Source organism: Paenibacillus planticolens (assembly GCF_013141725.1).
In the GTDB taxonomy this organism is placed as follows: domain Bacteria; phylum Bacillota; class Bacilli; order Paenibacillales; family NBRC-103111; genus Paenibacillus_E; species Paenibacillus_E planticolens.
The window spans coordinates 63569-89655 of record NZ_WHNZ01000042.1 but is presented as its reverse complement, the minus strand read 5'-3'; the positions used below and the strand labels follow the sequence as shown (position 1 = coordinate 89655).

At 48.8% G+C, this 26087-nt stretch carries 12 protein-coding genes; 1 reads left to right on the top strand and 11 read right to left on the bottom strand.

Annotated features, from left to right (window positions below; all coding sequences use genetic code 11):
- Nucleotides 1–70: 70 nt before the first annotated feature.
- The 11 genes from cysI to GC097_RS19530 all read right to left on the bottom strand — a co-directional run bounded on the left by cysI (nucleotide 71) and on the right by GC097_RS19530 (nucleotide 24734).
- Complete coding sequence (gene cysI / locus GC097_RS19580) at nucleotides 71–1789, bottom strand: assimilatory sulfite reductase (NADPH) hemoprotein subunit (RefSeq protein WP_171684992.1); 1719 nt, start codon at nucleotides 1787–1789, stop codon at nucleotides 71–73.
- A 35-nt stretch (nucleotides 1790–1824) separates the two neighbouring features.
- Entirely contained in the window at nucleotides 1825–3651 is a 1827-nt protein-coding gene (locus GC097_RS19575) for an assimilatory sulfite reductase (NADPH) flavoprotein subunit (RefSeq protein ID WP_171684991.1), read from the bottom strand.
- Between the two features lie 1997 nt (nucleotides 3652–5648).
- Nucleotides 5649–5915 (bottom strand): hypothetical protein, encoded by a 267-nt coding sequence (locus GC097_RS19570; protein WP_171684990.1) that lies wholly within the window; start codon nucleotides 5913–5915, stop codon nucleotides 5649–5651.
- Nucleotides 5916–6244: 329 nt separating this feature from the next.
- Nucleotides 6245–11443: a phosphodiester glycosidase family protein gene (locus GC097_RS19565; protein WP_171684989.1), complete on the bottom strand. Its 5199-nt coding sequence runs from the start codon at nucleotides 11441–11443 to the stop codon at nucleotides 6245–6247.
- Nucleotides 11444–11569: 126 nt separating this feature from the next.
- Nucleotides 11570–17008 carry a family 10 glycosylhydrolase gene (locus GC097_RS19560; protein ID WP_171684988.1) on the bottom strand — a complete coding sequence of 1813 codons (5439 nt, stop codon included), beginning with the start codon at nucleotides 17006–17008 and terminating at the stop codon, nucleotides 11570–11572.
- 430 nt (nucleotides 17009–17438) lie between these two features.
- Nucleotides 17439–17798, bottom strand: a complete 360-nt coding sequence (locus tag GC097_RS19555) for a Rieske (2Fe-2S) protein (RefSeq protein ID WP_171684987.1) — start codon at nucleotides 17796–17798, stop codon at nucleotides 17439–17441.
- 15 nt (nucleotides 17799–17813) lie between these two features.
- On the bottom strand, nucleotides 17814–18869 hold the full coding sequence (locus GC097_RS19550) for an amidohydrolase family protein (RefSeq protein WP_171684986.1): 1056 nt from the start codon (nucleotides 18867–18869) through the stop codon (nucleotides 17814–17816).
- A 63-nt stretch (nucleotides 18870–18932) separates the two neighbouring features.
- Nucleotides 18933–20501 (bottom strand): extracellular solute-binding protein, encoded by a 1569-nt coding sequence (locus GC097_RS19545; RefSeq protein ID WP_171684985.1) that lies wholly within the window; start codon nucleotides 20499–20501, stop codon nucleotides 18933–18935.
- A 71-nt stretch (nucleotides 20502–20572) separates the two neighbouring features.
- Nucleotides 20573–21433 carry a carbohydrate ABC transporter permease gene (locus GC097_RS19540; RefSeq protein WP_171684984.1) on the bottom strand — a complete coding sequence of 287 codons (861 nt, stop codon included), beginning with the start codon at nucleotides 21431–21433 and terminating at the stop codon, nucleotides 20573–20575.
- 13 nt (nucleotides 21434–21446) lie between these two features.
- A complete protein-coding gene (locus GC097_RS19535) occupies nucleotides 21447–22367 on the bottom strand; it encodes an ABC transporter permease (protein WP_171684983.1) in 921 nt (306 codons plus the stop codon).
- A 189-nt stretch (nucleotides 22368–22556) separates the two neighbouring features.
- The gene (locus tag GC097_RS19530; RefSeq protein WP_171684982.1) at nucleotides 22557–24734 is read right to left on the bottom strand and encodes a helix-turn-helix domain-containing protein; all 2178 of its coding nucleotides are present in this window, start codon (nucleotides 24732–24734) and stop codon (nucleotides 22557–22559) included.
- Nucleotides 24735–24994: 260 nt separating this feature from the next.
- On the opposite strand from GC097_RS19530, the gene GC097_RS19525 reads away from it, so the two are divergent.
- The gene (locus GC097_RS19525; protein ID WP_171684981.1) at nucleotides 24995–26050 is read left to right on the top strand and encodes a carbohydrate deacetylase; all 1056 of its coding nucleotides are present in this window, start codon (nucleotides 24995–24997) and stop codon (nucleotides 26048–26050) included.
- The last annotated feature ends 37 nt before the right edge of the window (nucleotides 26051–26087 follow it).

The window sequence follows — 26087 nt, the reverse complement described above, 5'->3', positions numbered from 1 at the left end:
GGTTACCACAATTAAAAAAGGCTATCCGTCAGATCTTTTCAGACCTTCGGGATAACCCTGTCATACATGATTATGCGTGAAACTCTTGTCCGGAACGAACTTCCTTCACATAGCCGGCGCGAATGACAAAATCACCGAAGTGCTCGCCATCCCAACGCTCTTTCGCATATTGCGTAATAATCGGTTTAAGCGACTGTAAAATCTCAGCTTCGCCGATGTTTTCTTTATATAGCTTGTTGAGTCGGTTGCCGGCATGGCCGCCGCCCAAATACATGTTGTATTTCCCTGGCGCTTTCCCGATGAACGCAAGCTCCGCCAGCATCGGACGTGCACATCCGTTCGGGCATCCCGTCATACGGATAGTGATTTCTTTCTCGCTAAGTCCGGCTTCATCTAGCATAGGCTCGATTTTCTCCATCAACTCAGGCAGGTAGCGCTCGGCTTCTGCCATCGCCATGCCGCAAGTCGGAAGAGATACGCAGGCCATGGAACTTCTGCGCAGCGCGGAGTAATGAAGACCATCAGTAAGACCGTGCTCTTTGATAAGTTCTTCGATTTTCTTCTTCTTTTGCGCGCTAATGTTTCCGATAACCAAATTCTGGTTCGCTGTGAGTCGGAAATCACCGGAATGTACTTTGGCAATTTCACGAAGTCCTGTCAACAAACGGTAGTTATCTTCATCTTTCACGCGTCCGTTTTGGATAAACAACGTGAAATGCCATTTGCCGTTGCTTCCTTTTACCCATCCATAACGATCCCCATTGTCATCGAAATGGTAAGGACGTGCGGCTTCAAGCTTCCAACCCAGGCGAGCAGTTAGTTCTTCAACGAACCATTCGATGCCGCGGTCGTCAATCGTATATTTGAAACGGGCATGTTTGCGTACAGCACGATCGCCATAATCACGTTGAATCGTAACCGTTTTTTCTGCCAAATCAACAACTTGATCCGGCGTTACGAAGCCGATGACTTGGGCAACTTGAGGGTATGTCAGCGTATCGCCATGCGTCATCCCCATACCACCGCCAACGGTAACGTTAAAACCTTTCAATTTACCGTCTTCCACAATCGCGATGAAGCCGAGATCTTGTGAGAAAACGTCCACGTCATTGGATGGAGGAACCGCGATGCCGATTTTGAACTTACGCGGCAAGTACACTTTTCCATAAATCGGTTCTTGCTCGCCGTCCTGACTATCTACGATTTTCTCTCCGTCCAGCCAGATCTCATGGTAAGCGCGAGTCTGCGGATCCAGATGATTGCTGATGCGGCAAGCCCACTCATAAACTTCACCATGCACATCAGAAAGGTGAGGATTGGGATTGCACATCACGTTACGGTTCACGTCGCCGCACGCAGCTAATGTACTAAGCAAAGAAGCGTTAACTTCTTGTATTGTTTTTTTCAGGTTCCATTTGATCACGCCGTGAAGCTGGAAAGATTGACGCGTGGTCAAACGAATCGTACCGTTTGCATATTTTTGTGCGACGCTATCCATCATTAACCACTGATCCGGTGTCACGACACCGCCGGCAGCACGAACGCGCAGCATGAACTGGTAAGCTGGCTCCAGCTTTTGCTTTTGCCGTTCGTTGCGCAGATCCCTGTCATCCTGCATATAGCTGCCGTGGAACTTCATCAAACGGTTATCATCCTCGGGGATAGATCCCGTAATGGTATCGATAAGCGTCTCTTCGAGACTTCCGCGCAAATAATTGGTTCTTAGTTTAATATGTTCAACTTCGCTATGCGGTGCGCTGTTCTTCGACAGTAAATTATTTTCTGACATATCGGCTCTCTCCTCTAGCAATCAACGGGTTCGTCTTAGTAGACGTCCCGCTGATAGCGTTTCTGCTGTTGCATACGGGACAAGTATTCAGCAGCTTCTTCCGAGCTGAACCCGCCCTCTTGTTCAATAATCGTTGCCAATGTTCCATGAACATCATGGGCCATGCGCTTCTCGTCCCCGCAGACGTACACGCTGGCTCCTTCTTGCAGCCATTGATACAGTTCCTTGCTTTTCTCAAGCATCCGGTGCTGTACATACACTTTTTGATCGGTATCGCGGGAGAACGCAACATCCATGCGCGTCAACACGCCATCCTTCAACCAACGCTGCCATTCAATCTGGTACAGGAAGTCCGTTGAGAAATGCTGGTCGCCGTAGAATAACCATGTTTTCCCTTCCGCACCCGTTTCTTCACGCTCGCCTAGGAATGCACGGAAAGGAGCCACACCTGTTCCCGGTCCGATCATAATGATCGGCGTATCCGGATTTTCCGGCAATTTGAAATTCGGATTGTTTTGAATGTATACCGGCAATGCTTCACCGGCTTTTACTCTTTCTGCCAACTGCACGGAGCACACGCCGTAACGTTCACGTCCGCGAGCTTCATAGCGTACGGCACGAACGGTTACATGCACTTCATCCGGGAATGCTTTCGAGCTGCTCGCAATGGAGTATAAGCGGGCAGGCATTTTGCGAAGAACCGCGATAAATTCACCTGCTGCAATTCCCTTCAGCGAGTAGTCCTGAACCAAATCAAGCAGATCTCTGCCGCTGATATAGGATTTAAGCTCCTGCTCGTTCCCAGGCGCTACAAGTCCGTTCAAATCCGTATTTATCGTCAATTTGGCAATTTGCTCAAGCAATGGCTTCGTTAATACGGTAATCTCGAAGTTACGAGTTAAGGCATATCGAACGGAACGTTTGTCACCGTTTTTATTGACAGTTACGGACTCGTCGGCATCCCAGCCCATAGCTTCGATCAATTCCTCGACGAGACGAGGATGATTTTCCGGATAAATGCCTAGGCAGTCGCCTGGCTCATACTGTAGGTTCGAACCTTCCAGCGAGATTTCCACGTGCCGAGTTTCGCGGTCTGACCCGCGGCCGTTCAAATTCAAGTTCTCAAGTACTTCCGCCTCGAAAGGATTCGTTCTTGAAAATTCGGACTCTGCGCCAGCCGCTGAGCTTGCAGTTGCTCCGCTCACAGCAACGGATTGCGATGCGGAAGCTGCGCTAAGCGAGCTTAGTACGCTGCTCATCCACTCTGCTGCCGGTTCATCGAAATCTACATCGCAATCGACGCGCGGCGCAAGCTGTTTACCCCCAAGCTCTCCCAAGCGCTTGTCGAAATCTTTACCGGTTTGACAGAAGAATTCATAAGACGTATCGCCAAGCGAGAGCACCGAATACCGCAAGCCATCCAGTTGAGGCGCTCTTTTGCTATGAAGGAAATCATGGAAAGAAATAGCATTATCCGGAGGAACCCCTTCGCCATGGGTACTGACAAGTACCAACAAGTTTTGCACCTTTTTCAAAGCGTTCGGCTTGAAATCGGACATGGAAGAAAGCGTTACCTGAAAACCTTGCTCTTCTAGCTTTTTCGAAAACTTCTTAGCTAATCCTTGCGCTTTACCGGACTGTGATCCGAAGAGCACCGTAACTTCTTTGGAAACCGTCTCGACGGTTGGCGCCGCAGCCGTTACCGGCACCGAGCCGGCACTCGCCGATCCTGCCGCTCCATTGATTGCAGTAAAATAACCGCTCAACCAAACTCGCTGTGATTCTGTCAGAGTAGGCAGCAGACGATTTAGCAGCTCTACCTGCTCCTGATTAAAAGGACTGTTCGTGACTTGAAGTTCCAACAAAATCCACCTCTCGTATCTTGCAGTAATAAGTAAATCCCCATTTATTTTGTCGCATAATTTTTCACTCTCTTGAAGCTATCATAGGTTTTCCCATAGGTCAATTATAATGAATTTATAAGTTCTATCAGTTTAACTGATAAGGTGTGTTCGAATCATGATCGCAATAGAAATGAAACACGAAAAACCTAGCCAGCGGCTAGGTTTTTGTCTAAACCCATACGTTCGAGCATGGGGAGGGAACTGGATTTGGGGCTCCAACCGTTTCTTGAAATCGTGTTTTCACCCCATATCCATTCCCCTTTTGTTCTAATATTTGCTGCCTTCGACTTCTCTTACCACGATTCGGACACAGCAGCCGTTAAATTCGCGAAAAGCGTCGTATCTCTATACTATCGGACACCAGAGACTTTATTTGCCGGTTTTGGGGTGAAATCAGTCCCTAAGTGAGTAAGTAACAGCGCTGGTGTCTGTTACATGTTTGAAGAGGTCCTTTTCAATCATATAAGGTCCTCTCTGTCCGAAAAAATCCATTTTCGCGAGGGAGAGGGAACTAGCATCCGCTATTCATCGCATAAGCGTCAATTTGGCAATTCAGTGGGAACTACGTTCCGCTATTTGATCACTTTCAGCCAAATGCAGCCTTTTCAGGGCGAATAAGACCCTGTCGTTCCCTCTGGAACCCGAAAATAGCCCATTTGGTGAAAATAGCGGCCTGTAGTTTCCCTCCCAGCCTGACCGCGAAGCGTCAAGATTGGCCACCGACGCATGAAGAGGCTGCCCCATAAGTAGATTCTTGAGAATTCTAAATCCATGATTACGAAGAAGGCGAGGACAGTGTTCAGGGGTTGTTCCTAACATTAAGTTCATTTTACAGCGTTAACTTCAACCTTTTTTCCTCTCCGCCTACTTTAACGCTGAAAAACGACGTCTCAGCTAGAAAAACAAGGGGATCAGGGGCTGTTCCCCGACTTTTAGCTTGTTTTACAGCGTTCAACCTTTTTCCCTCTCCGCCTACTTTAATGCTGAAAAATGACGTCTCAGCTGGAAAAACGAGGGGATCAGGGCTGTTCCCCAACTTTTAGTTTGTCTTACAGCGTTAACTTCAACCTTTTGCCCTCTCCGCCTACTTTAATGCTGAAAAACGACGTCTCAGCTGGAAATACAAGGGGATCAGGGGCTGTTCCCCAACTTTTAGTTTGTATTACAGCGTTAACTTCAACCTTTTGCCCTCTCCGCCTACTTTAATGCTGAAAAACGACGTCTCAGCTGGCAAATCGGTTGGAACCAAGCTTGAAATTACTAGTGAATTTACCTGTACAAACAATCCCGTATTGATCCATTTCGGCCGCGCTTTCCCCAAAAAACATATAAATTCTATATGTCAAAAGCCCAGCCTGCGGCTAGGTCCGGTCTAAACCCATACGTTCGAGCAGGGGGAGGGAATTAGATATGGAGCTCATCTCTTAGCCTTACGTCTCATCACGCTTCGAACACAGCGGCCGTTATATTCGCGAAAAGCGTCGTGTCTCTTTACTATCGGACACCAGAGACTTTATTTGCCGGTTTCGAGGCGAAATCTGTCTCCAAGTGAGCAAATAACAGCGCTGGTATCCGTTACACCTTTTCCATCGAATAACGGCCTCTCTGTCCTTCAGCGAGGGCAGACTGCGTTAACTTCCGAACTCCAATACGTATAAACGGGAACTCTATTCCCTTATTTCGGCGAAAAGCGGAAATAAGGGAGCTCAAGGGGAACTACAGGGTCCTATTCAACCTCCATTGACCAAATATGCGTCAGAATGGCGGAATAGCGGACCCTAGTTCCCACTCCCTCACATAAAGGAATCTTTTTGGCAAAATAGCGGCCTGTAGTTCCCCTACCTCGCGAGAATAAGCAGACCGCAGCACCTTGTCAGCACGGATATCTCAGCTCACCGCCGATCCTGTCCTGATCCTGGTAGTATACGACCGGCTCACCCATGCTCACAGCCTCATCAGCGCTCGGCGTTCAGCCTGAGGCCTGCAAACGGAACAACACCCACCACTCTGCCCTGCTCGTCCGAATAGAACGCCAGCTTTTTTTCCTTCTTCCGGCAGAAGGAACAAGCACTTTTGTTCGGAACCGAAGTCTTTTTCGTTCTGTACAAGGACATGTTAATTACTTTCGCAGTTTCTACCTTATCTCTGACTTTGCGTGTTATTTTAAAAATCCCAAAAAGAACAAGCAAACACGCGGGAATTAGAACGATAATATAAAGCATAGCTCATCCTCCCTTACATATCCTATTGCTCATTATAACTCACTTAATCCTCAATAGTCGTCAGACACTTATCAAGCGAAGGAAAAGGGTCATCCTGGCGCTTTGCCCGGCGCAGCAGCAGCTGCACTTTAATCTAATATGTCAAATGAATGATTGTCTCTGCAACTGAAAATGTCTCGTTTCCTTTATTCCAGCTTAACCGGAAAAACTTGAACAAATTCAGCGCCATCTCAATGGTCGCGGATCAGCCTCCTCTGATTCTCAGTGCACAAAAGGCTGCCCCCGAGATCGTGAACGACCTTGGGAACAGCCTCAAATGAATTTTCCTCTTATTCCAAAATTTTTCTAGCGATGGCTACAAGATCGAGAATATCGATCAATCCGTTTCCGTCATAATCCGCAGATTGGATAGAACTCCAATCCGGATCTGTGCGGTCTTTACCGTAGTGAGCTGCTGCGATTGCAAGATCGCTGATCGTGTACTTACCGTCGTGGTTCGAGTCGCCCGGCAAGCCTTTTGGAACCGTGACCTCGACATTGACGCTTGAAGGTGCCGCTATGTGTTCATTTCCTGCCCCATCCCCCAAAGTCGCGCTAACAACGGCAAGCGAACCGCTGGCGGTTTGCGCGACAGGCTTCGCACGGAAGTGAAGCTCAATAAAGACCGAGTCAGATGAGATCGCATGCGAGGGTCCTTCGCTTATGACGATTAATCGAATAACACCGGGTGTTTGTGTCAACGTGTTCAGGATTTTCACACCGTCTGCAGTCGTTTTTGTGTCCACGAATTCAAATAGATTCGAATCATACTGATAGTGCAGATCCTGAGCCAGTATTGGCTGCTGCAAATTCTTTAACCCTAAGCTCAGCGTGAAAGCCTCGTTCGGCTGAACGCCAGGAGGTCCGGAAAGCGTCGTCGCCGTTTGCTCGTTACCTTTTTTAAGAACATGGATTTGAGCAGTCGCCTGTTTCCCTCCATAATGCACTGTGAGTGTCGTACTGCCTTCAGCCAGGCCCGTAACGAGCCCTCTCTCGTCAACGGAGGCAATGCGGTTATCGGCTACTTGAAAGGAGGATAATGCCGTAACATCTTTGAGAGCTCCCGAAGAGCTGTAGGTTGCTGTAACAACCGTTTGATGAGTTGCTCCAACCTCCAAGTTATAGGAAGAACTATCCGTACGTAACTCAAATGTTTCCGGTGCGGCCGTTTTCTTCAATGTAAACTCATCCACGATGCGTCCGCCTACCGTTTTGGTGACAACTTTCATTTCATCGCCTTGAATGTCGACCGCCGCATACATTTGTGTATTTTCCGCATCGGTTACTTTCTGCCAATCTCTGGCCGTCAGCGAATAAAACTTAGGTCCTGTTGAGCCTGCCACCATATAAGTAGTTCCTTGCCCCTCTGCGGCCGGTTTGCCGTCTTTCATCGGGAAAGTCCGCAAATAAATATGGTCGTGACCGTTAATGCCAAGATCAACTTTGAACTCGTCAAATACCGGCACCCACTGTTCCCGTACAATAGCCGTATCATAAATACTGCCGTACGGGCCTCTGTGGAAGGCAACTACCTTCCATTTCTTCGTGGTGCTTGCAAGGTCTTTGCGCAGCCACTCCTTCTGCTCTTCATAAGCATATTCGCTGTTGAGCACTACAAAATGCATGTCTTTGTAGTCAAAAGAGAAATTCGTCCCCTTGAGCGTACTAACGCCGTTGCCCGGCTGGTTAAAATGAGCAAGGAAATCGTTGTTTTCCCGCATTCCCATCACTTCATGATTTCCGATAAGCGCAACCAGCGTCTTATTCATCAATTTGTCTTGCGCTGCGCTAAACCACATATTCCATTCGCTTTCTTTAAATCCGCTATCGATCATATCCCCGGCATGGACCATAAATTCCGCGTCCGGATGCTCTTCTACGGCTTTGGCAACCGTGTTCCCCCATAGTTTATAGCCGTTTAAATCAGCCGCTTGCGAATCGGCAAAGTAAAGAAATTTCGTATGATCGCCACTGGCTGCCGTTGTCTGAAACGAACCTAGGGAGCTCACATTCCCACTGCCGTCTCCAACCCGGTAAACATAGCGCGTATTCGGCTCTAATCCGTCTGCTATGGCTTTATGTACCCGAACCGTACCTAAATCGTACGTATTGTATACATAGCTGCTGCCCGTAAATTTCATAACATTTGCCTGTGTAAAATCAGTGAATTCCGCTTCTTTGGCGATTTCTACAACTGTAGATTCAATGCCGGGATGCGTATGCCATGCCAAATACCTCGAAGTCGTCGGATCATCGCCCATCGTCAAGCTGATGTTGTAAGGAACCGGCGTGCCTGCCAACGGCGAAACCTTGAAGCTCACTAACGGGCTGTACTTTTGATCCTTTACCGCTTGCAGTTTGTACTCTTTTACAACAGATGTCAACGTGTTGGTTTGTAACATCCCTTGTGCGTCGGTCGTACCAATTTCGGTTCCGTCCGCAAGCAGTTTCACGCCTTCAGCGGCCTGGCCTTGCTCATCTTTCACCGTGAACTTGGTTGTATAGCCTTGCACGACGCCAAATTCATCCCAGCTTACTGACAGATGGTTCTTGATCGTAGAAGTAATTGGGAGTCCAAAGAAAGCGAACTGTGTCTCTCCCGAATCCGTGAACCGAATGGATCCTGAACGGAAGGCAATCTCGTTCGACCCCGTGGCATCCGATTTGATGCGGTAAGAGATTTGGCCCAGAAGATCATTGTCCGAAAGAGCGGCTGCATCGATTCCTGTCCAAGTTAACCGCACGGTGCCTTGAGCTGGATCGACCGATGTTTGCCACATACTGTCGGCAAGCTTGCTGCCTTTGATTGCTTGCAGTTCTTCGACTTTTGATTGATTAAAGGCGAATTCGATTTGGCCGTCGCGGATTTTCGCCGCTTTTACTCCTTTGATATCCACTGTGTACGTATTTCCGGCATAAGTCTCTGCCTGCCCTAGGTACGCGATCTTAGGAGCGCCTGTGTCAACCGTGAACGTCCACTCTTTCGTTGTTTGGTTGCCGGACAAATCTTTGATCTGAAGCTTAACCTTGTGTACACCGTCAGCTAAAGGAACATCAGGCGTATGCCATATGCGTCCCTCCGGCGGGTACAGAGCATGCGGAACGAGATGATCATCCAAATACATCCGGATTTTGTCAGGATCAATCAACGTCGTGCCTGGATTCGTTTCGTGATTGTAGCCGTAGTCTTCGCCATATGCACGAATGGTCGGCGTGTTCGTATGCACGGTTGCGCCGTCTTCCGGCGTTATATTTTTGAGAATCGGCGGGGCCATATCGTCCTTGACAGGGCCGTACAAGGCGCGAATTTGATCGATATAGAGCACCCCGGCATCCTTCTTGGCCGCTTGCGTCTCCATATACCGAACAGGCATATCGATCGTAAGCGGAAGAGCTCTGCCTTTTGGAACGACAGCTTCCACGTATTTCCAACCGGTCCAGTTCACACCCGTATTCTGGTCGGTAAAATCAATCGGAATTGTCCCATTCACATCCCTGAGCTGCGCTCTTAGCCAGTGCGTCCGGCCATCCCCATAGACCCACATGCTGATTTTCTCCGGGTATCCCGGAATTTGAATGCGGGAGGCGACATCCTTTGCCGTCAAATACGCACCGGAAGTGCCGGGCTTGCCAGTAAAATCATACTCAAGCTTAAGCGCTTTTCCGCCAAACCTCACGAAATCTTCGCTAGTTTCTATGCTGGCAATGCTTTTTGCCGCTTGGGCCGATGAGCTCTCCAAATAATTGCCCAATCCGTTCTCGAAATCTTCCAGTATGACGGGCGGCAGCCCTACGTTTACGTCCATTGATGTCTCAACTCCATGATAACTCACATAAATTTTACCGCTTTTTTCCGTTTCCGCCGTTGCCGTAAACGTCCCTTTTGCATCAATCGCGCCAATCGGCCCCTCTACCCGCCAAGTTAACTTGCTGTTGTCCGCTTGCACCACTTGGCCGTTGCGCAGTGCTGTCACCGTTAAATCCGCTGATTTGCCTGAAGCGAATGTTTTCACGCTATCGGGGAATTTCAACGCTGTCAACTCGTCTACCACTTCAACCTTGGCTTTGCCGGGAGACAGCCCCTCTCCGTTAACTCTCAATTCGGTCAATCCTGCCGCTTGGCCTGCAAGAAACGTACCGGAACGGTCCATTGTCCCTACGGCAGCATCGAGCTGCCAAGAACGCTCTCCCGAATATGGAGCCGGATGACCCGATTCATCCACAGCAGCGGATTGGAAGTTGAAGGACGAACCGGCAAGAACACGCTCAAAGTTTGGCTGAATCACCAGCTTCGAGGCCGCTCCCTCAGGAGCCTTGTTCACGAGCAGCAAGCCGTTGGCCGTCTTCCTTTCGCCGCCGTCAGACGGTCTGTTCATCACTTGTCTTGCATCTTGCCCGGGAAGCTTGACCACGACCGTCGAAGAGCCGCCGCCGTCTAAGTTCAATGCTTGCACAACACCGAGTTTTTTCATCAGTTGACCTAACTCCTGCAGCTGCACCCCTTCACTAAAGCCCGGGCTGCGGCCATCCACCTCGATCATCACAATCGTTCCGTCCGCTTTGGTGCCAATAGCCGACCGTGGATGTACGGCCGTATCGCTATTCGGCTGCACGACGCCATCCTTCACCAGCAGCTCGGAGCCGCCGATCACCATTTTGACGTCGCGCCAAGCTGCTTCAAGCTCAAAGCTGGCTGACACCTCATCTCCGACGCGAAGTCCGCTAAGCGTATTTCTGGCATTGCCTGCTGCGGATAACACCACTTTGCCTTCCGTAAGCGCACTATTACCCTTGTCTTTGAGCACCTCGGCTACTTTAAGCTTCATCGTTTGTCCGCTTCTCACATCGCCTTCGAGGATATCCAGAACGACCTCATCGCCAAGATCATTCGTCATGGTTGACGTGTAATAATCAGACGAATACAAAACAAGCGCATCGGTGCCCCGCAAACGGTTAATATGCGTAATCGGCGTCGTTTTGCTGCCAATCGTCACGGTCCGCGTCAATTTGGGACTTGGCCCATACAGGCTGGTTCCGTCTGTTTTTAGGCCGAAAGCATACCAGTCACTAGGCGGACTCGTTAATATTTTCCCATCCCCCATGAACATGCCAAGCGGGATGCCATTGGCCAAATCGTAGAAATCGCCATTCAGCCCTGCGACTACCCGGTTGCCGGCCCGGTCGGCATCGCTGGCCATTTTGGAGACGCCTTGCATGCCGTAAACTTTGCCATCGGTCTTGCCCGGTTGCAAATCCAGCTTTCCTGCTTGCGGATTGAACTCGATGGTATGCACTTTCTCAAATCCCCGTTCCAGCTTCATATCATACCAGTTATAGGCAGCGCCAGAGGCGATTTCCATTTGGCGCGAGTCAACAATTTGACTCTCCAAGTCAGGTATTGCAGCGTGTGCAGCGCCATAAGGCAAAATCATGGAGATCACAGAAACGCCGCATAACCATTTGGAAAGTCGGTTGCGAAACTTTATCATTCTCAAAGCCTCCTGTTCAGCATTTTTGGACTAAGAACAGCCCCGCTCCCTAGGCCATGTATCTTGCACATAGCAGTATGTCTAAGGAGAGGGGCTGGTGTCCTTTATTCGATTGCCATCAACGTCTTATTCCAAAATCTTACTGGCGATAGCGGCTAGATCTAAAATATCGATGATGCCATTGCCGTCATAATCAGCGACTTTGATCCGATTCCAGTCCGGATTCGTGCTGTCTTCTCCATAATGAGCTGCCGCAAAAGCCAAATCGCCGATCGTATATTTGTCATCGCCGTTCGCATCCCCTGGTTTGCCAGGAGGCAGTGTCACTACTTCAACTCGGATAGACGCTGGTCGCGCCTCTATCTCGTGTCCTTGCGCGTCACCAAGCAGCGCACCTGTTACTGCGATTGTTCCTGCAGTAGTTTGGCTTACCGTTTTGGCTTTGAAAGAAAGCTGCACTAGATCAGCATCGCCGCTGACTGCATAGCTTGCTCCTTGGCTTGCAAGAATGAGTCTTACTTTCCCCGGACCCGACTTCTCGGATACGATACTCACACCATTCTTGATCGAAGCAGATGAAACATAATCCACAATTGCAGGGTCATACTCAATGGTAATGTCCTGCGCATAAACGCCGGTTGTCACGCTGCGAAGACCAAATTGAACCGTAAATGGTTGGCCCGTTAATACGCTGCTTTGTCCAACCAGAATGGCAGAGGTCTGGGTTTCCTGGCTTTCGCCAAGCGTGACATAATTGCTCGCTTCGCTCTCATTGTGCACCCTGTCAACAGCTGTAACAGCATACGTATACAGCTGCCCTTCAACAGTCTTCTTGTCTGTATAATGCTGAACATTACCCGACTGCTTGCGAACGATGCCTGCGATTTGCGCCGGATTGTCAATGCTGCCGCCTTGGTTTCCGTCAAATCTGTAAATCACATAATAGGCTGCATCGCTTGTGGCCGCATCTTTCCACGAAAGTTCGATTCCTGCCGCACTTTTGCTAACCGCTTCGAGCGTTGGCTTTTCAGGCGCAGTGGCATCGATCCATGGCATAGCAGGAATCAGAGCCGGCAGCTTGTAGCTGTCATTGATCAATCTGTCTTTAATGCCTAGCGGATTCGTCTGAAGATCCTTCGCGCTGAAGTGCATGCTGCCTTTGACGCCTTCAAAATTCAAATTGTATTTTAGCTGGTTCGGCAGCTCGTCGGGATTTTCCCATGCCTCATTGTTGGCATTAATTTTGTAAACGGCATGACCGATATAGAGATGGACATTCGTGCCCTGCGTTTCTTTCGTCCACCAGTCAATCAGCTTCTCGTAAGCAGCCGCTGTGAATCCGAAATTCCAATAAATTTGCGGTGTAATGTAATCAATCCAACCTTGATGAATCCAGGTGCGCGTGTCTGCATACAGATCGTCATAGTTTCGCTGTCCAGCCGTCGTATCCGAGCCAGTCGGATCGTCGGCAATATTCCGCCAAACGCCGAATGGGGAGATGCCGAACTTGACATAGCTTTTCTCGTGTTTAATTGCGATAGACAGCTCGTGTACCAGTCTATTCACGTTATCTCTGCGCCAATCCCCTTTATTTGGGAAGGCTGCTCCGTAGGCTTGGTACGTGGCGTCATCCGGGAAGTCTTTGCCATCGACCACATACGGATAGAAATAATCGTCCATGTGAACGGAGTCGATATCGTAATTGCGGACCACTTCCATAATGCTGCCAATGACAAAATCTTTCACCTCTGGCACACCTGGATTGTAGTACAGCTTACCGCCATAACTAACAACCCAATCCGGATGCTGTCTAGCCGGATGGTTCGCCACCAAATTCTCAATCTTATCCTTCATACTGATCCGGTATGGATTAAACCAAGCATGGAATTCCATATTGCGCTTATGGGCTTCCTCGACCATAAAGGCCAAAGGATCATATCCCGGATCTTTTCCTTGCACACCTGTCAAATACTCCGACCAAGGTCCGTATTCGGATGGGTAGAAAGCATCCGCAGTCGGCTTCACTTGAACGACGACGGCATTCATACCCATTTTGGCCAGATCATCCAGCATCGCTGCGAAGGATTGCTTCTGAGCTTCAGGAGTTACAACCCCTTTTTGCGGCCAATCGATGTTTTCAACCGATGCAATCCATGCCGCTCTTAGCTCCCGTTTAGGCGCGCTGGTGGCTTTATTAACGACGAGTGAGAAATAATCGGTTTTGCCGCCGAACGAAGCGGTAATCATGCTGTATCCCACCTTCAATGCTGTCACTTTTCCCGAATCGTCCACAGTCGCTACCGTCGGGTTGCTGCTCTTAAAGGAAACCCCGCTCGTAAGTTCCACAGGTTCGGGCGTTAAGCTGTAAATGCCTGTTACACGAGGCCGCTGCGAATCCCCTATCGTCATTGCGCTCAGCCCTTGAATATCAATGCTTTGCAGAACAGCCACAGGATTCGTCACGAAGAGATCATAACGAACGGATTTGCCGCCGAAAGCAGCCGTGATGGCCGTTTGACCGGCTTTCAGCGCAGTCACCTTGCCGGTCACGTCCACAGAAGCCACGTCCGGAGCGCTGCTGCTGAACGCGACTTCACTGGATGCTAGCTCAACCGGCACAGTATCGCCTGCATAGGTTGCGAATACTTTCGCTTGTTTCGTCTGTCCTTTCTCCATTGTCGTTAGTCCGGCAAGCTCGAGACGCTCGACTACAGGAGCTTCAGCTGTTACCTTCAGCACATAGACAGCTGGCGGAGCGCTTCCGAAGATCGCCGTAATCGTAGTTGTTCCGGCTTTTACCGCCTTCACCAGCCCTTTCGCGTCAACAGTCGCAACCGCAGCTTCACTGCTGTAAAAGGCCATGCCGCTTTGAACTTGCACAGGGGCTGTATTGCCGCCATACGTTGCATAGACGATCGCTTGCTTGCTATCCCCAATCACCATCGGTGTTAATCCGGACAGTTCCGACTCAAATACATCCGTGTTGGCGTATAAAGCCGTTACCTGATCGAAGTAAAGTGCTCCGCCGTTTTTATTCGTATCGCTTGTTTCAACGAGATAAATTTGATTCAAGCGAATCGGAGTCTTCAAATTGGCCGGCACATCGACCGTTACGTATTTCCATCCCATCCAATTGAGTCCGCCGGAAGATGTGAAATCCACCGTCGGTTTCGTTCCGGCAGCATCCTGAAGCATGGCGCGCAGCCAATGCTTCTGGCCGTCCCCGTAAACCCAAGCGCCCAGCTTTTTCGGATAGCCTTCCAGTACGCGACCTGTGCCGCCAAGCTCATCTTTAAAGTTCATGTAAGCCGCAGATGTTCCGGTTGTTCCTGTAAAATCATAAGTAAGTTTTCCTGCGTATGTCCCTGCATGCACAGGTTCCGGTCTGTTCACCTTCGTCAACTGCACCGAATTCGGAACTGTACGCACACTGGAGGGCGCGATATCCGCAATATCTTCAAAATCCTCCACGACCGCTGAAGGCTTACCAACGATCACCGCTGCATTGGCGCTTACATCGCCAATTGCGGCAACGACGTTACCGACCGCTGACCCGTTCACAGCTGTTAATACACCAGCTGAGGAGATCGTACCGATCGCTCCTGTTTGATTCCAAACCAGCTGTTCAGCCGGGACCTGCATGTCATTGCCGCTGCCGTCAAATCCTTTAACCGTAAAGGATTGCGCTGCGCCTGGGTTCACATTCGCCAATTTCGGCGCTACCTCAAGGCGTCTGAGGACTGGCGCATTCATATCAACAAGCTTCATGCCTTTATAATATGCGTCCAGGATTTTGTCATAACTCCAACCCTTTTGTCCGAGCATTTGCGCGCCGTTTTGGCTCATCCCTACACCATGCCCGTTGCCGCCGCCATAGAACGTTACACTCGTAAGCGATCCGCCCGCATCGGTCGCTAAATCAAAGCTGAAAAAGGCCGAGTACAAGATGCTTGGATTCGCAAGCGGTGAATTATCATAAACGCCTGCCCCGCCTTTGGCACGGTAAGCCAATATATCCCCACCGCCGGTATATGTTTTGCTTGGTCGAATCGTAAATCGAATGTTGAATTCACGTAAAATTTTATAAGTGCCCGTACTGCCTTCAATGACTAATTCCATCGCGTTGCCTCCGGCTCCGCGCTTTGTCACATACATCGTGCTAATCGTTCCTACGCCTTCTTGCGGGATAGGTTTGCTAACAAATCTGCCGTCAGTTTCTTTCGTCAAAACAAACATTGGCTCTGCTGCATAACGATCCTTTATATTGATGTTCACCGTATTTTGCAGTTCGGTTTTCGTCAGGCTCACTTTCCAACGGAAATAGGCAGAGTCTGAATCGTAACCGGTATAATTCAAATTTTTGTAAAAATCATTCAGCGCTTGCTCATTTGAAGTATCAATGGTGAGCATGCTGCTGCTGTTAGCAGGATCGTACGTATAACTGCGACCCGTCAAATACGGCAGCGGCGTGCCCGGGAACAGGTTCGTATCGACATCCTGCCACACCTCATGCTTCGACGCTCCGTAGCCGCCCGATGCCGAGTAAAACCTCGCATCCACCAGTTCGTCGCCGCTTTTCATGATTTTCCCGGCAGTGGCCTGCACGGCTTGCGTCGTCAGCGCGTTCTCCGCTTGGTTATTGTACACTTGGCTGAGCGTGCTGTCGTCGATGTGGAAGCCGAGATCGGCGAACCGGCTCGTCATATAATCCGTCAGCGCATACGTTCGCGCTGCGATCGATTGCGCTTTCAAGGCTTCCAATCCGAAAGAAGCCGGCATTTCACTCGGAACAACCTGATACAGATACTGTTCAATATCCACTTCATTGATCAGTCTAAGCTTGCTTTTATCAGGACTTAAGAAAAGTTCGAAAGTCCCCCGGTATTGCGGCTTGCCCTGGCCACGACTTATGGACATGACCTGCAGCAGGGAATCAACGCTTACAGGCTCGATATACAGTCGGTTCGACGTTGAGAAAAGCGCTGCGCCATTCTGCAGAACAGCGGTCTCACCGTTCGAAACGGTAAAAGAAACGAGCGTTCCGGCTGTGATCGGATATTGTTGATTAGCTGCTTTATCCTTGATCAGGAAACCTTGCGCCGATTTGATATCGATTTGCGGATGATCGATCTGCGTCATGTCGGCGATATTGGAAATATCCTTCCGAATGCCGACGCGCATCCGATTCATTGGCGTATCTCCGAGGATTACGATTCTTGAAGCTTTCCCGTCTCCGCCCAAATAGACGTCTACGTTTTCTGCCCCTACCATCACATCGTTCAATGATCTGGTAACGATTCTTTCGCCAAATTGTTGCTCAACGATCAAGTTATCGCTAAGCGCGACAGTCCCTTTGGAGGCAAGCTCAATCGTTTTGCCGGAGGTATTCTTAGCCATCACCTTCTCATGCAGCGGGGCAGGCGCTGCAGCACTTTGCAATGTGCCCTCTTGCGCCTGAGCGGTTGGTAAACCGCTTCCAAAACCCGATACAATCGTGCAGAGCAGCAGCATGAGCGCCACGGACGCATGCCATTTCTTTTTCTGTGAATAGGTGGAACTTCTCATCAAAAGGCACATCCCTTCTATGTATTTCCCTTGCTCGCCATTCATTGTTTCAAATCAGTATCCAACCTGCTACCGCATTTGCATCACCGTCCCTGAAGAGTCTCCATTTATTAAGATACACTTTGTATCCACCAAGATAGAAAATCCATGAACCCCACCTGTTCATACTCCTTATTCGAAAATATTATTTCGAAATTTTACTCATTTATGAAATTTAATTTCAATGCATATACGTTAAGTTTAGCCTTAACTTTCTAATATGTACATAGCGAAGAGTGACTGGTTATGTCATCTTTTGTCGCTTCACATATTGAATTTTTACCGTACAGCGACAATGATCCATAACGTATCTCCAAGTTTTCAGAAACGTTAAAAAAGAGGAGGCGAAAGGGCCGTTTCAGCCTGCCTCGCTCCCTCTTCCTCACCCCGTTCACTTTCTCTCCATCTCCACTCCGACCTTGCCGTCCTGCACATGGACTTGATACGTCTTCAACCAAATCTTCTCGCTAAACAGCGATTTGCCGGTTCGAATATCGAACTCCCAACCGTGCCACGGACAACGAAGGATTTCGCCGTTCATCCCGTACTCGTATTCATATACGCTTGACGGAAGCGTTGTTCCTGAAACGAGTCCGGCGCACATCGGCGCTCCTTGATGCGGACAATAATTGTTAATGGCATAGTAGGTGTCGTTGATCAGGTAAATGCCGATGCTCTTTCCCTCAAGCGTAACGACCGCGTGTCCGCCATCCGGAACAGCGCCTGTATCCAGCACATAATGAACCGTCATAAGCTCCTCCGTAAATTAAAGGTTATATAGGCTCTTGGCGTTTTCGTAAAAGATTTTGCGCTTGGCTTCCGGCTTTAATCTCCGCAGAATCATCTCCGGCGAGTCGAAGTCCCAGTGCGGGTAATCGCTCGAGTACAAAATCATATTCTCTGCATCGATCATATTGAATAAATCAATCAAATGCTGCGGATTGTCCGGTTCCTCAATAGGCTGCGTGGTCAAATAGCAATGCTCGCGAATGTATTGGCTGGGCATTTTTTTGAGCCACGGAACTGTGGAGCGCAGCGCCTTGTAGTTCTTATCCAGCCGCCACATAAGGTGCGGCAGCCAAGCTATGCCGCCCTCGGTAAGCACCACTTTCAGCCGCGGGAATTTCTCGAATACCCCCTCGCATACCATGGAGACGAGATGAGCCATAAACATTTGGGACAGACACGTGTGCCATTCGATGTAACGGGAAGGATACCCCGCTGCCGTAGGCGCTGTTGAGCTGCCCCCTCCTTCCGCCCCCGGATGGATGGCGATCGGCAGGCCGTTGCGCTCCGCCGCCTCATAGATCGGATGATATTGGCGCTGGCCAAGAGGCGCACGCGCCGCACTCGAAATCATCACTTCAACGATGTCGGGATGGCCTCCGACACGGTCAATTTCTCTTGCAGCGAGATAAGGGTCCTGCGTGGCTACAGCCATTGCGCCTTTGAACGCCTTATGCTTGCCAAGCCATTCGGCAATCAGATAGTCGTTGTAGGCGGAACAGATCACGGCCGCATAATCCGGATCATGCGTCGTCGAAATGTTGTACACCACTCCGGTTAATACGCAGTATTCGACATTGTAGTCCTCCAGAAGCTGCTTGATCATCAGGTCGGGATCTGAACCGGCTTTTCCGCCGCCCGGCGGAATCGCGTCTTTCTTCATGACGCCTACCGGCGAATAATAGCCGGAACCGGAATACCCGATTCCTGTAGCGGCTACGCGCGAGCGCCAAGGTTCAGCCAAATACGGCAGCAGATCGGAATCATTCTGCTCATTATGGACATCCACATCAATGACCTTCATCTTCTCGGTCATACGAATCCCTCCATTTCGGAGGCCCATTCTCATCTCCGGGCCCCCTTACAGTGCCAAAACTATTTATTTTTTACCGTAAGTGCGCGTATAGGCGGCATTGTACATATCCAGCAGCTCGTCAGCGCCAAGCTTTTTGCACTGATCGATAAATTCTTGCCAAGTTTTATCATTGATCGGCGTTTTACCGGAGACGAATTCCGTTAGCTTTTGCTCCAAGTACTTGTTCAGATTGTTCAATTTCGACTTCTCAAGCTCCAGCTCTTCACTCGTCTTCACGATTTGCTTAGGCGCCGGGATGATGAATGGTTCGTAGCTCTTGTTAATCGCTTTGCTCTTATCGCTTAAGCCGCTTTCCCATACCGCACGGGATTTGGCATTGTCCAGCGTAACCATGTCATACCAGACGCCCCAGTCTTTCCGCAGTGTGGTAAATGGCGACGCGCCGAAATCCTTGTTGTAAACAGGCTTGCCGTTTTCTTTCGTATACGTTTTGCCCTCGATCCCCAGAGATAAGTAGTTCGAGCCTTCTTCACTCAGCAGGTAGTCAAGGAATTGAACCGCTCTGTCCTTATCTTTCACTTTGGCCGAAATCGCGCGGCCCGTTGTGCCGACAACAGAACGGGAGAACTGGTAGTTTTTGATTCCGTCAGCAGCAAACTGCGGAATTGCGTCGAGCGTGTAATCGGCGATTCCTGCTTTACGTCCTTTATCCATTAGGGTCTCCAGATCAGCCTTCCAGAAAAACGTGACCAGTGACTTACCTTTCAAAAGGCGCTCTTCCCACTGCGCTTGCGTAATCATCGAGAATTCAGGATCGAGCAGTTTCTCGTTAAACAGTTTGTTTAAGAAAATGAGCGAGTCCTTATAGCCTTTGTGATAAGGGGCAAACGCATATTTGTCGGTCGCCGGATCGACGTTATAGAATCCATGAATGCCTGTAAATGCTCTTCCAAACGTAGTGAATAGCCCCGTATCTCCTACAATTGCGTTATTGATCAACGGATAGGTGTCAGGCTGCTTTTCTTTGAGTGTCTTCAAGAACTGGTAAAATTGATCCAGCGTAGTCGGCGCTTGCAAGCCGTATTTATCCATAATGTCCTTACGGGTATACCAAATAAAATTGAAGCCTTTGCCTTCGGCATCCCCTTCGATGACGGGTACGGTGTAAATGCCGCCGTCCGCTCCAGTAGCTACGGCTTTGGCTTCCGGATATTTATCGAAAAATGCCTTCATATTCGGGGCTTTATCCAAGTAATCCTTGAGATTCAAAAACACCTTGTCAGGCCCATGCTGCCTGCCCTCCAGAGTATCGACCTGGATGAAGTCCGTTACCGCGTTGGTCGCGATCATGATCTGCTTTTTCTCCTTCAAGCCTTCCTGACTAACCACTTGAAACTCTACTTTCACGCCGGTCTTCGCTTCAATTTCCTTGAAGATTTCCCAATCTTGGCGCACTTTTCCCTCCGGACGGTCATAAGCCAGCCAGGAGAAAGTAATCGGCTTTTTCGCTTCTTCCGCTTTCTTGGTATCGCTTGACGCCGGTGTATCCTTCGTTTCGCTCGTACAGCCTGCTGCCACCAAACTGGAGAACATAAGGGCAGACATCGCCGCTGCTACCGTTCTTTTTTTCATGAGAAGACCTCCCGAATTGGTTTAAAATATCGAACTATCGCTGCTTGATCGTCATCTATCGCATAGGCTACTTAGCCTTTGATGCCGCCGATCATCGTACCTTGAACAAAATATTTCTGGATAAACGGATATACGCACAAAATTGGGAGAGTAGCCATCATAATGATGGCGTACTTCATCGTTTGAAGCAGGCTCATATCGCCTTCTCCTTGAATCGTCGTACCGGCCACAAGAATGTTCCGGAGCATAATTTGCAGCGGATACATCGAACGGTCGTTCAAATAAATGAGCGCATCGAAGAATGCGTTCCATTGGTTCACAGCCGTGAACAGGCCGATCGTGGCCATCACAGGCATCGATAGCGGCATAACCACCCGCAATAGCACCTGTAGAGAGGAACAGCCGTCGATCGTCGCTGCATCTTCCAGCTCTTCCGGCAAGGCTTCAAAGAACGTCCGCATAATGAACAAGTACCATGTACTGATCATGGAAGGCAGCACGATAGCCCAAATCGAATTCAGCATGCCGAGCTTTTGGACGACGAGAAACGTTGGGATCATCCCTCCGCTGAAAAGCAGCGTAAAGGCTGCCATCATCAGAATCCATCTGCGGCCCGGCAGCCATTTCTTCGCTAACGGGTAGGCCATAGCCGCTGTCGTAATTAACGTCAGTATGACATGTACGACCGTATAACGGATCGTATTCCAGTAGCTGATCCATAGATCGGAATTCGCTGCCAGCTGTTTGTAGGCAATGAGCGTCACCTTTTTGGGAAATAAGAGAACATCGCCGCTAGACACCAGCGCATTATCGCTGATCGAAGCGCTAAACACATACACGAGCGGATAGATCATCACAATCATAAGAAGAATCATGATGCAATAGTTACAAGCATCAAATACTCTGGAGGCTGCCGACTGTTTGATTTTCAATAGGGTTCCTCCTTTACCACAGGCTTGTTTCCGAATGTTTTCTGGCTATGCGGTTAGCGCCGATGACGAGAATGAGTCCGATAACGGATTGAAATAATCCGACGGCCGTAGCGAAGCTGAAATCCGCATCCAAAATGCCGCGCCGGTAGACGAACGTATTAATGACATCTGAAGTTTCATAGTTCATGGAGTTGTACAGCAGCAGAATTTTCTGGAAGCCCGTCTCCATGAAATGACCGAGCGTCAGGACGAACAAAATGATCATCACAGGCACCATACCGATGAATGTGATATGGCGCATTTGTTGGTACCTGTTCGCTCCATCCATTTTGGCTGCTTCGTACAATGTCGGATCAATCCCGGCGATGGCAGCCAGGTACAGAATCGTCCCCCAGCCGATTTTTTGCCAAATTTCCGAGGAAACATAGATCGCTCTAAACCATTCGGGCAGCCCCAGGAACAGAATCGGCTCCATGCCAAATACCTTCACCAACAGGAAATTAATGATGCCGGTCTGCGGCGACAAGAAAGTGACAAGAATGCCGGCGATAACGACAGTAGATAAAAAGTGCGGCATGTAACTGATGCTTTGCGCGATGCGCTTAAACATTTTGTTCTTCAGTTCGTGAAACAAAATAGCCAGAATGATCGGCGCCGGAAAATGAAACAGCAAATCATACACGTTTAACATAACCGTATTGCGAATCAGCTTCCATGAATCCGGATTGACATAAAAAAATTCAATAAAGTGTTTGAAACCAACAAACTTGCTGCCCATAATTCCTCGGCCAATCGAATAATCCTGAAAGGCAATGATGACCCCGTACATAGGCACATATTTGAAAATGATGTAGTACAAAATCCCCGGCAGCATTAGCAAATATAGCGCTCTATGTTTCTTTAACACGTACCACATTCCATTTCGCCGAAGCATACTGTCCACCCCCTCCTCCTTTCGGAAGTTGATGGCCTAACTATACAGAGATCGGGTTGCGACCGTAAAGCACGCATAATTACCCCGTGTCTCTTTTTTTACAACCTTGATTTCATGCGGTTTCTCAGCTTTCCAAAAAGACCTGGAAGAAAAAATAGAGACTTCGGAAAAAATGAAGTCTCTACTCGTTTAATGATCCATCGACCGATATTTAGCCGGCGTAATGCCTTCATATTTGCGAAAAGTTCGAATAAAAGAGTTGCGTCCCCAATAGCCAACCTTTTCTGCAATCTCATCGATTTTCATATCCGTCTCCAGCAAAAATTGCTTCGCTTTCATGAGCCTGTATTTCGCAATATACTCCACATACTTTTCACCTACGGCCTCTTTAAATGTTCGGCTGAAATGCCCGCTCGACATGTTCAACAACCCGGCAAAATATTCAATCGAAAGCTCTTCGTTATAATGATCATGAATGTAAGCCAGAATCTCGGAAAACTGCTTCGTTCGCTGATCGGGTTCCTCGGTTCGAAACAACACACGGTGAATCTCAACAAAACATTGCTTCAATTCATCCCAGGTCATTACACTGTGGAGCCTTACGTACAGGCTTGAAAAAAACGGGACATTAAAATCGTTGTGCTCGGTTTCTACCGCTCGTATCCATGTATTCAGCACGTCGGTACATAAATATTTCACCTGCATGGCGGTCGCATTTTTGTGCCTTCCCTCTTCGAGCTTTTCGCATACGGACTCCAGCAGCTTGTCATATTCTCGTGTTTTGCATTGATTGAAGATCCTGTTCACTTCCTGCACGGATAAAAAGCTTTCCCACTGCGTCCGCTCGCCTACAAGCGGGCCGCGGCAAATTTCCACATCGGCATCCAATCCGCGATTTTGCAGGACGGATAACGCTTGATCGTAGGATTCATGCAGCTCCTCCGCTGCGTTCACGGTTTTCCCGATACCGATCGTGGCCTTGAAATATTGGCTATAAGATTCCAATACCAATTTGGCGACGTCCGCCGCCTCATCTGCGCCCAGATGCAGGAAGGCATCATGCGTCACAACGCAAGCCATCATATCCGGTTTCGTTTGACAAAACCATACCATGGAGGGCGTAGATTTCCGAATCAACTCTTTGATCTCTACGAACATGAAAGACTTCGTCGTTTCCGACAGCTTTTCATACACCTCCGAATTGTAATGAAAGGCAATGCACAGCACCGTACGCATCGCATGTTTATCATAGGAGAAATCAATTTCCTTCGCATAATAGGCGATGGACAACTCGTCCTTGTACTCCCCCTGCAAAATTTTGGTGACGAACAGTTCCTGCATCAAAGGAACCATTCCGCTCATTCGTTGCGAAAGCTCTTTATTTTCTTCCGTGATTTCTTGAACCGGACGATACCACCGGCGGCTTAAATAATAGGACACAAAGCTGCCCACCACAAGAAAGAAGACGAGAAACGCCCAACTGATAACCCTAGTTATATACGCAGGCTTCATTAAGGTTCGAAGATCGGCGATGGTCACGTAATACCAGGAATCGTTGAAGCGGGATTTCACAAGAGACATCGCAATCTCGTCTGTGACAAGGAATTGGGATGACATGGCATTCGCGCGCGTATGCGCCAAAACGGCTTTAACCTCCCTTTCCGTCAAACCGTTTTGGTTCAGAATTTCCCCCTGGCTGGTCGCAATGGCCGTACCCGTGACCCATTTCTCGGGAATGGAAATTTGTTCTTTGAGCTTGTCTTGGTCAAAATGTACGACCAAGTACACCTCCGGATTTTCCGTATTAAACGGATAGCTCATAACTGCATACATGCCGAGCGAGCTCGAATCGGTGATATCCATCATTTTTTTACCCGTAAAACGGGATAAATAGTCCCTCTTCTGCTGATCGCCGAGGGGGTAACTCATTTTGAAATAATACGATTTATCCGTATAAATATCGACATCTGCGACCAAATCGCGATTGGCAAAATATAAAAAAACTTTCGATACCAATTTATCGGACTGAAGCTTCATCAACTGCTCTCTGAGCGCATGAAACTGCTCCGCACGCTGTTGATTTTCCCGCGAATCGTCAATGACCCGCAGCACACCGGTCAAATTGGATGAACTGAGCATGTTAATCATGTTCGTTTTGAGTGAATCCAGTGCTGTATCGGTTTGTTTGGAAAAATGGCTGATAACCACGTCGTTGAGTTTCTCGGCATCCTTCTCGATCGTTCGGACGGCAAGCACGTGAGCCAGAAAGCTGGCGACAATGACCGGAACCAGAATAACAATAAAATAGTTGGTGAAAAGCCGCCAAAAAAGGGCTAACCGGAACTTATGCAGCTTAGAAATGGCCATCTGAATTACCCCGTCCCCTGTCATGTTGTCATGTTGGTTTCCAAATCATAGAATGACTATTGTTTTATACTATTGAAAAAAAATATAGGGGTCAATAGAAATTGAAATTTTATTTTATATAACAAATAATACAGTGAAGTTTTATTTCTTTTTACGACAAAAATAGACATTGCCCCTTTGTTCTCTTGTCCATTGCCGGAACCGTTAGTCCTGCATTTGATAAGAATACAGGTTTGATTTCCGAGGAAGGGGGATGGTTCATGATGAAATATGTCATTATCAATGCTGATGACTTCGGCATATCGCCCAGTGTCAATAAAGGAATTATAGAAGCGTTTCAGGCAGGCGGGATTACGAGTACAAGCCTCATGGTGAATATGCCTGGATTTGAAGAAGCGATTCATTTGGCTCGCATGCATCCAGGTCTCGGTGTCGGGCTCCACTTTAACTTAACGTACGGCAGACCCGTGTCGAGCCCCGGCAAAATCCCTTCTCTTGTGAGGCAGGACGGAAGCTTCCATCCAGTAAACTCGGCTTGCACGCGTGAAGAATCTGATATTGAAACGGAGCTGAATGCCCAGTGGCATCGCTTCCTTGCAACAGGCCTCAGGCCTACGCATGTAGATTCGCATCATCATATTCATCAAAATTTCCCAGCCGTTTTCAGAGCCATGTCTCATCTAGCGGTAAAAGAGAACATCCCTATGCGGCGCTCGCAAACGCCTCATGAGGACATCCATCCCTCCCCATTGATGACGGACCACGTACTATTGGACACCTATGATAAGCATGATGGCTTGCACCAACTACTCCAATATCTGCACCAGCTGCCGGAAGGCACAACGGAAGTGATGTGCCACCCCGGCTATATCGACGATACGCTGCGAAACATATCCGTATGGATCGAACCCCGGAAAGCAGAAATGACAGTTTTTCGCGATCCCATGGTAAAAACGACTTATGAAGCACTTGGCATTCAGCCTATCCATTTCGGCATGCTTAGTTCAATCGGCTTGGTGGATGCATTAGGTTCATTAGAGTCAACAAATCCAATAGATGTTCCAGAGTCACTGGCTTCCCTGGACTTCGCCGCCCAACAGCCACCCATCGCCGTTCGAAAACGGAAAAGAAAACCACGCTTACGCGCGCTCAAAAGCAAACGCAGAGGACTTAGGATTGTATCTCTAAAAAAGAAAGCGACGCGATTGAAATCCAAAAGCAAGCTTCGTACCACCCGCATCAAAGTGAAAAAAACAAAAAAAAGAGCTACGCCAATAAATAAGGTTAAGCCTCTTTTAACCTTTACCCGCAAATAGCTTTGAGTTGGAAAAAGCACCCTCATTCCTAAAGGAA

Excerpts from the sequence above, each read along its gene's own strand:
- cysI (WP_171684992.1), bottom strand. The coding sequence starts at position 1,789 with ATGTCAGAAAATAATTTACTGTCGAAGAACAGCGCACCGCATAGCGAA.
- GC097_RS19570 (WP_171684990.1), bottom strand. The coding sequence starts at position 5,915 with ATGCTTTATATTATCGTTCTAATTCCCGCGTGTTTGCTTGTTCTTTTT.
- GC097_RS19565 (WP_171684989.1), bottom strand. The coding sequence starts at position 11,443 with ATGATAAAGTTTCGCAACCGACTTTCCAAATGGTTATGCGGCGTTTCT.
- GC097_RS19560 (WP_171684988.1), bottom strand. The coding sequence starts at position 17,008 with ATGAGAAGTTCCACCTATTCACAGAAAAAGAAATGGCATGCGTCCGTG.
- GC097_RS19555 (WP_171684987.1), bottom strand. The coding sequence starts at position 17,798 with ATGACGGTTCATTATGTGCTGGATACAGGCGCTGTTCCGGATGGCGGA.
- GC097_RS19550 (WP_171684986.1), bottom strand. The coding sequence starts at position 18,869 with ATGACCGAGAAGATGAAGGTCATTGATGTGGATGTCCATAATGAGCAG.
- GC097_RS19545 (WP_171684985.1), bottom strand. The coding sequence starts at position 20,501 with ATGAAAAAAAGAACGGTAGCAGCGGCGATGTCTGCCCTTATGTTCTCC.
- GC097_RS19535 (WP_171684983.1), bottom strand. The coding sequence starts at position 22,367 with ATGCTTCGGCGAAATGGAATGTGGTACGTGTTAAAGAAACATAGAGCG.
- GC097_RS19530 (WP_171684982.1), bottom strand. The coding sequence starts at position 24,734 with ATGGCCATTTCTAAGCTGCATAAGTTCCGGTTAGCCCTTTTTTGGCGG.
- GC097_RS19525 (WP_171684981.1), top strand. The coding sequence starts at position 24,995 with ATGATGAAATATGTCATTATCAATGCTGATGACTTCGGCATATCGCCC.